Here is a 6,828-nt window from a genome sequence, read left to right as displayed (position 1 = left end):
ATTTTTTTTTTTTTCCCGCAGGCCTCCCCAGATAAGAACGTCATCTTTCCGCCCGCGACCACTGGAGTCTACAGGACTAGCCCTTAGCGGCTTTGGATTTCGTTGTGAATTGGCAACTCATCCGACTAATCCTGCCTCAAATCCAGTTCGTGTACCTTGGCCCGTGCTTTTGCCTCTGGCTTCCTTCAGATTCCGCCTCGCGACGGACACCCTTGCCCTTGGCTAACGGTAGGCGCTCGCCAGCCCCCGTTCGGGACTCTCACCCTAGAGATGACGCCCATGCTGGGCGTACAATGCAAACAAAAAAGCAGCCTTCATTGGCTGTTTTTTTGTTTATATGGAGTCCGGGGGATTTTACAATCCCATTCAACTTGCTCCCGACGATAAATCGCCAAAGACAACCCTAAAGGTAGAGTGCAATGCCTTGCTCGTCCCTCTTTAGCTCCCTGCGCTCCTAGGGATTTACCTCAAGACAGATTTTTCCCAAATGGGTTAGGCCCGAATTTTATGACCGATGCGAAAACGTAACCCAGTACCAATGTGGATACTAATACAAATAGCAATAACAAATACCGATATGAATACGAAATATGGATATCAGTATGAATACCAATACGAATACCGATATGAACACCAATATGGATACCAATGTGAATACCAATGTGAATACCAATACCAATACCAATACAAGATTTGACCAGAACTTAGATTGAAAATGTGACTAAGAACGTGAACGAAATTTATAACGAAGCTGATGATCGCTATTTGTGTAAAAGTAACCCTTCTGAAAATGTAACGAAGCTGGGCAACGTTATTTCAGTCTTGATTGCTCCAAACAGTGGATAAACGGCAAATAGAGTGTCTGAGATTCGTTAAATTTAAAAACATCGCAAATATGTGCAAATAGCGTGGATGAGATTCGTTAGAATCAAACAACCGAGAGCGAACCCCTAACCTCTCCGATTACAATGTTCTGGCAAGACGAAAACCAAGATCATCGATACGGAAAGTTGGATGACTCCGCCGACGGCAAGTTGCCCCGCATCCTCGACCTTCCTCAGCCCAACTGCCGCCGCGAAATACCCGGTAAGACCCGTACACCTCGGTATCATACAAATCCCAGCACCATTCCCAGACATTGCCCAACATATCATAGAGCTGCCAAGCGTTCGGCAATTTTTGTGCGGCTTCATGCAAACGTCCATGCGAGTTGTCACGATACCAGGCAATCGCATCAAGCTCACCGTATCGATATTCCGAAGTACCGGCCTTACAAGCATATTGCCATTCTGCTTCTGTGGGCAAACGGAATCCATTCGCTCTCCTGTCCCATTCGACAATCATTTCATCATCAGCTTCAATGATGGAATAACAGCTTTGCAGACCCGAATACCGTGAAAAGAGGTTGCAAAAGTGAATTGCATCCAACCATGAGACATTGACCATCGGTATTTCTGGGAATGCCTTCGGTACTGCTAGTAATGCCTTTAATATTTCTGGCAATGCCTTTGGTACTTCTGGCAATGCCTTTGGTACTTCTGGTAGTCCCTTCGGTTCTAGCGTTCCTTGCATGACCGCGGCATAAAGCGATTGGGTCACAGGTACAGGCGCAAGCAAAAACGACTCCACCGCTGCCGTCCAAGACTTCTTTATTCGATCATCCCTTAGAGCAACAACGCCTGCGGGGATATTGTTCATGCGATAATCTGCAATCATATCACCATTGCCTGACATCATTCACCTTAATCCCCCCGAATTTGCGTTACTTAGTTTTTCAATCGCTTGCTGTTCCGTAGATAAGAAGAAAATAGCTTTTCCATTGTTGCATTCATAAATAAAATCCTTCAGACTCTGACTCGAATACATCGAGAAGTCCCCTACAATCGCCACCTTCACTTGATAGGTAATGAACTTTTGCAAAATTTCGCCCGCAAGGCGCGTTTTCAAGTCAAAAAAACTTTCACTGATCAGCGGCTTCTCGATAACAATACAATCACAGTCCGTTTCATATCTTACGGTGGCCATAAAATCCAATGCAGATTGTACATCTTTGATAACAGGCTCGCCCCCGTGCACTAGGGCAATAGCTGTTCCATCTGCCTGAACCTTTACAATATTCATAGAATCCTCCTCCCCTTGTCGCAAGTGATCATTCCACAGACAAGCTCTCCAAATAGTCTAAGCAAATATATTGATTATCCTGCCCATTTACTGGCATGAATTTGGCGACCCTGAAAAAACTTAATCCTACAACCATTGCTAAAAGTCCATAGGCAGTGCTAACCGAATCAGCAATTTTCATCTGTCCGGACTTATTGGCATAATCACAAAATTTTGGCTATGCCATGCAGATCAGCAGCATAGCTCCCGGAAATCACTTCTTGGAGACGATGATCAGATGAAGCCTTGGTGAAAAAATTGCAAAAACAGCTTGGACAGATCTTCATAGGGAATCTCCATATTGGAAATCCCTTCAAGTCGCGGAATAAAAAGAAGATACTAAACGCCAATCATTTTGTCAATTTCAAACACTGCCTATTTCTGTCTCAATACAGTTTTGGGGGATCCTCCTCCCTAGCAACTCTTCCATACCGGATAGAGACATATTTCGTTTTAGTTATTTGACTATAACCTCAGCCCGGCTGCAGCCAATATCCTTCATCTTTCCGAGCGTAACAACCCGACCGAAGCCATACCGATCCAGCAGAGGCTCATGAAGATAAACAGTCTTTCCGTCAGCCCAAAATAGAGCGGCGCCCCACTAGAGACAAAAATGGACACGATGGAGATCATGAACAGGATTAAGGAAACAGCAGTCAGGGCTGTAATTGGGACAATCCACTTTTGAACCGGCTCCCAGCGTCCGTCTTCTATAAAGGTACGGGCAAGAAACAGTGCGGCCAGCGTGATGGCTGTAAAAGCTAAGATGGCTGCTGCAAAATGGATCATGCCGCTCGTAGATGGAGGCTGATCCCAGCTTCCTTTGGGGTCCGTCGGAAAAACAGCCGCAATCAATAAACCTACGGCCCATATGCCGGCACATAGCATACCCACTCTCGCATATGCTCCATTGTGCATACGCCACAACCCCGCAACGAGCGCCAGCGAGCCAAGTCCAAGACCGAGAAGCCCTGCCCAGAACAACCACCCCGGTTGTCCGTGTACATAATAACTCATGGCATCATAAAGTATTGAAATTTCCGGCTGCCATCCGTGCAGCAGTAAAATAGTAATGACAAAAATGAAAATTCCAGAAAAACCTGCATACCCGAGAAAATGTGTTTTTCGCATAGTTTCTGACCTCCGTCATATCATTTTTTTGTTCTCCGTCATTTTATAAAAACAATGTGTAGAACTTGTGGAGGACTCCCGTATTTGTTGTGGATTTGTCCGATATGGAAACCAGGGTGGTATAATGAAGCCAATATACATACGAAAGGACACATTGTATGGAAACAACAGTGCTAATCGTGGAAGACGAACAGCAAATGCTGATATCCATGACGCAGTATTTGGAACAGGAAGGCTTCCATGTCCTTACCGCGATGAACGGACTTGAAGCGATTCGCCTCGCTCAAACAGCGAAACCGGCCATTGTCTTGCTCGACTGGATGCTGCCAGGCAAAAGCGGAATCGACGTGTGCCGTGAATTGCGACAGAACTCCTCCTGCGGGATCATCATGGTTACGGCCAAAACAGAAGAAACCGATAAAATCATCGGACTGGAGCTCGGAGCCGACGACTATATCACGAAACCGTTCAGTCTTCGTGAGCTCGCCTCCCGCATTCGTGCGGTTTTGCGCCGGATTCAATCCAGTCCGGAGGAACTGTCTGTTCTCCAGCGGGGGAATTTGACGATTGACCCAATTCGATACCTGGTCACCCGTGACGGGGAATCCGTTACGCTTACGCCTACGGAATTTCAACTTTTGCTGACTCTGGCCACCCGGCCGGGCGTAGTCTACAGCAGATTGCAGCTGATGAGAGCGGCGATGGGTGAAGAGCTGATGAACTACGAAAGGACGCTGGATTCGCACATCAGCAAGCTTAGAAAGAAACTGGAACCGGACCCGGGCAACCCAAGGTACATCCAGACCGTTTACGGGTTCGGCTATCGGTTTGGTGATCCGTCATGACGCTTCGTTCTAAAATATTCGGCGGGATGGCCTTGTTGGTGCTGCTCGTAAGCGCCGCTTATGTCGGGACGACACAAGGATATCTGGGCAGTCTGTTTGCACAATACTTTTCAGATGAAGCAGCGATCGAAATTGAACCCGATCAATTGCAGGGAATCCGCGACTATATCATGAGCCGCATGGGGATGAAAGCGGTCACGGTCACCTTGTTCACGGCCGGAATTGCGCTGCTGATCGGATATTGGCTGTCGGGCACGATGACCCGCCCCCTCAAAAGACTGATTGCCGAGATGGATAAAGTAGCCGACAGGCAACTGGATACAGTGCTCCCCGTTCAAGGGTCAGATGAATACGGACAGGTAAGCAAGGCTTTTAACAAAATGACACATCAACTGCGCGATTCTGAAAACAGCCGCAAACGATTGGTTGAGGATGTCGCGCACGAGCTTCGGACTCCGCTATCCATCGTGCTGACCAAATTAGAGTTGGTCCAGCAGTCTGCCGTGGATGTTAAACCGGAGACACTGCTTCCGCTTCACGATGAGGTGCTTCGTGTCATTCACTTGGTGGACGAGCTGCAGTTTTTGACGTCGGCAGAGGCTGGCGAGCTGCATTTGCAGCGGAAAGTGACCGATCTGTCCGGGCTGCTGGCTGACTTGGCGGAACTTGTCCGTCCTGAGGCTGAAGCTCGGAGCATTCGGTTAAACGGCCCAGACCGTAGTAACCCAATGGAAGCGGATATCGACGCCAAGCGGGTCAAACAAGTGATCCTGAATCTGGCAGCCAACGCGCTTCGGCATACCCCTTCGGGCGGTGAAATTTCGATCCGGGTTTCTCCAGCGGAAGATCCGGCATTTATTGTCGTCACCGTTCAGGATACGGGACCGGGGATTCCAGCGGAAACAATCGCGCATCTGTTCGATCGCTTTTACAAGGTCGATAAGTCAGAACGCAGCGGAGGAGCAGGTCTTGGTCTGGCGATCGTACGGCAAATCGTGCTTGCGCATGGCGGAAGGATTGAGGTGCGGAATCATATGAAAGGAGGGGCAGAATTTACGGTTTATTTGCCCAGATAAATGATGTTCACGATGATCTCCCGACAAAGACAGCTCTGGCGGTAGTTTGCAATACTTTTAGAATTCAGTTGCACTTTTCGTTTGCAATACTTTTAGAAATCAGGTGCACTTTTCCCCTTTTTGAGGAGGTTTAAAAATATTGCAGGTCCATCGTCTCCTATCCATCGTTATGCATCTGCTATATATTTATTTTCCATTTACTTTCCAACTTATTGACTTCGTATTTCTTTGACTTGAGGGATTAATTTGAACATATTGCTAATCCTCCCTATAATAGATTGTAAGTTATCGGTGTAAAGCATATACCGCTTCAATACTCATGTTTGCGAACATTGGGTGTTGAGGCGGTTTTTGTTTTATTGAAAACGGGATGGGAGTGAACTGGAATGAGCATGTTTGAAGAGGTTTATCCGAAATGGCTGGATCAGCAAATTGCTGAGGAGACAAGTCCGCGAAGAAGGGAGATGCTTCGAAAGGGACTGAGCTGGGGAACGGTAGATTATTTGCGCAGGATTTGGTATCCCACCATAGGCAACTTTGATCACTTATACCCTGAATATGAGGTTAGAGATTATAATAATGGCTATCGTTATTTGGACCTCGCTTATTTGCCGGGGAATGCCAAGGGCTGTATTGAAATTCAAGATTATCGGAGCCACGCCAGAGATATTGAAGTCAGTCGATTTAAGGACTTATGCATGAAGCAATCTTTGCTCGTTCTTGATGATTGGCTGTTCCTCCCCATTGCCTACTTATCTATCCGCGACGATCCTGGCGTCTGCAAGCAGCTCACCCTTTCTTTTATTGGAAAATTTCTCTCCAGTTCTGTCCCCTCCGGACTACATTGGGCAGAGGCTGAAACCTTACGGTTTGCCCGCAGACTGCTGCGCCCTTTTACACCCGCTGAAATTTCCGCTCATCTTCAGCTTTCGGAGCAACATACGCGCAAAATCCTCCGCCAACTCGCTAGCAAACAATTGCTGCTCATCGCAAGCGGCAAACTACGTTACCGAACCTATAGGGTCCCCGAGACCGAGGTTTTGACCGGGGTTAGATCGAGGTTAGAACGAGGTTAGAACGAGGGTTAGACCAGGACGAGTACCGGGCTAAATGTGACCAAATGTGACTCAGAATGGAACTGAGAATGGAACTGAGAATGGAACAAAGAGCGAAAACGAAATCGTGATGAGACCGTGCGCTGGAACGTGACCGAGACTAAGAAATGAACATCACCGAATTTTTATAACGAATCTCACAATCGCTATTTGTACAAAAACAATCCCAGGCAAAGTGTAACGAAGCTAGGTAACGTTATTTCAGTCTTTACTGCTTCAAACAGAAAGTAAACGGCAAATAGCGTGGATGAGATTCGTTGCTATGAACGTTTTTGTCAAACCCTCTATTTTTTCTGCCTGAGCACGTGGCGCGAGAGCAAAAATGCGAGCGACGGTCGGCACGCTGCTATCCGTGGGTTGGGTACCACATGTTATGCCTTCGTCAAGGAGAGCTTTTGCAAGCTAGAAACGCACGTTCAGTTCTTGGCAAACCTAGTGCAAACGAATCACGCATATTCTCTCCCGAACCTTCGTTTGCTCCCGGGCCTCGTGCTCCGGCGT

At 47.4% G+C, this 6,828-nt stretch carries 6 protein-coding genes; 3 read left to right on the top strand and 3 right to left on the bottom strand.

Annotated features, from left to right (window positions below; translation table 11 throughout):
* Positions 1-963: 963 nt before the first annotated feature.
* From G358_RS0129060 to G358_RS0129050, 3 genes are all read right to left on the bottom strand, one after another.
* The gene (locus tag G358_RS0129060) at positions 964-1,737 is read right to left on the bottom strand and encodes a formylglycine-generating enzyme family protein (RefSeq protein ID WP_019640770.1); all 774 of its coding nucleotides are present in this window, start codon (positions 1,735-1,737) and stop codon (positions 964-966) included.
* A complete protein-coding gene (locus tag G358_RS0129055; RefSeq protein ID WP_019640769.1) occupies positions 1,738-2,121 on the bottom strand; it encodes a DUF4180 domain-containing protein in 384 nt (127 codons plus the stop codon). It abuts the gene before it with no gap.
* 537 nt (positions 2,122-2,658) lie between these two features.
* Positions 2,659-3,291, bottom strand: coding sequence for a DUF998 domain-containing protein (locus tag G358_RS0129050; RefSeq protein ID WP_019640768.1), 633 nt, complete (start codon positions 3,289-3,291; stop codon positions 2,659-2,661).
* 158 nt (positions 3,292-3,449) lie between these two features.
* Here G358_RS0129050 and G358_RS0129045 point away from each other — a divergent pair, with 158 nt between their 5' ends.
* The 3 genes from G358_RS0129045 to G358_RS0129035 all read left to right on the top strand — a co-directional run bounded on the left by G358_RS0129045 (position 3,450) and on the right by G358_RS0129035 (position 6,288).
* A complete protein-coding gene (locus G358_RS0129045; protein ID WP_019640767.1) occupies positions 3,450-4,136 on the top strand; it encodes a response regulator in 687 nt (228 codons plus the stop codon).
* Positions 4,133-5,212, top strand: coding sequence for a sensor histidine kinase (locus tag G358_RS0129040; protein ID WP_019640766.1), 1,080 nt, complete (start codon positions 4,133-4,135; stop codon positions 5,210-5,212). The genes G358_RS0129045 and G358_RS0129040 overlap by 4 nt, the downstream gene beginning before the upstream one ends.
* 386 nt (positions 5,213-5,598) lie before the next feature.
* Positions 5,599-6,288 carry a hypothetical protein gene (locus G358_RS0129035; RefSeq protein WP_019640765.1) on the top strand — a complete coding sequence of 230 codons (690 nt, stop codon included), beginning with the start codon at positions 5,599-5,601 and terminating at the stop codon, positions 6,286-6,288.
* Positions 6,289-6,828 lie beyond the last annotated feature (540 nt).

It is taken from the genome of Paenibacillus fonticola DSM 21315, assembly GCF_000381905.1.
Classification (GTDB): domain Bacteria; phylum Bacillota; class Bacilli; order Paenibacillales; family Paenibacillaceae; genus Fontibacillus; species Fontibacillus fonticola.
Note: the sequence above shows the minus strand (reverse complement) of the source record. Positions and strands in the feature narration are given on the sequence as shown.